Origin of the sequence: Micrococcus sp. HMSC31B01, assembly GCF_001816085.1 — a bacterium.
GTDB lineage: Bacteria > Actinomycetota > Actinomycetes > Actinomycetales > Micrococcaceae > Micrococcus > Micrococcus luteus.
The window spans coordinates 1-1,016 of record NZ_KV825331.1; the positions used below are offsets into that span (position 1 = coordinate 1).

The following is a 1,016-nucleotide window of genomic DNA, read 5'->3' on the forward strand; positions in this document are numbered from 1 at the left end:
CGGCCGCCTCGGCCTGCGCTGCGCCCGCGGGCCCCTCCGGCCCCGCCCCCGGATCGGCGTCCGGGGGCGGCGGGGGAACGGACCCCCAGGCCATGGTCCCGAGGACGATCGGGGTGGCCGGGGTCGGGTCGAGGTCGAGCGGCGGATGCGTGGAGGCTGTGCTCATGGCCTCACCGTCTCACGTCCGCCCGCCCCGGGTCCGGACCCGCCGCCCTGTGATGGGATGGGTCCATGAAGCTCGCCACGTTCCGCCAGCCCGACTCCGACGCCGCCTACCCCGGCGCCACGTTCGCCGCGGTCATCACCTCCGTGCACCCCGAGGACCCCGAGGTCGCCGTGCGCGCCGTCGCCCTGCCGGACTGTCGCGACGTCGGCGAGTACCTCACCGCCACGCCGGAGGAGCAGCGGGAGATGGTGGAGGGTGCCCTCCGCGCGGCGCAGGCCGACCGGTCCCTCCTGCTGGACACCTCCGGCCTCGTCTACGACACGCTCGTGCCCTTCCCCACCAAGGTGTTCTGCGTGGGCCTGAACTACACGAACCACATCGACGAGACGGGCCTGGATCGCCCCGAGCATCCGACGCTGTTCGCGAAGTTCCCGCAGTCCCTCACGGGTGCGCTGGACCCGATCGAGGTCCCCGAGGAGGACCACCGGGTCGACTACGAGGGCGAGCTGTGCATCGTGGTCGGGGAGCCGGGCCGACGCATCGCCGTCGAGGACGCCCCGGAGCACATCGCGGGCTACGCGGTGGCCAACGACATCTCCATGCGCGGCTTCCAGGGCCGCACCTCCGAGTGGCTGCAGGGCAAGGTGTGGGAGGCCTCGACGCCCGTGGGTCCGTGGCTGGTCACCCCGGAAGAGTTCCCGGCGGACGCGCGCGTCCTCACGCACGTCAACGGTGAGCTGCGTCAGGAGGACAGGGTCGCCGACGTCGTCTTCTCCCCCGCCGAGCTGGTCTCCTACGCCTCGCAGCTGATCACCCTGAACCCGGGTGACCTGATCCTGACCGGCACGCC

General features: G+C 72.7%; 1 protein-coding gene. It reads left to right on the forward strand.

What is annotated here, in order from left to right; genetic code table 11:
* Positions 1 to 231 precede the first annotated feature (231 nt).
* Positions 232 to 1,016 (forward strand): fumarylacetoacetate hydrolase family protein (locus HMPREF3105_RS10315; protein ID WP_070709525.1); only part of this gene is annotated, 785 nt, incomplete at its 3' end.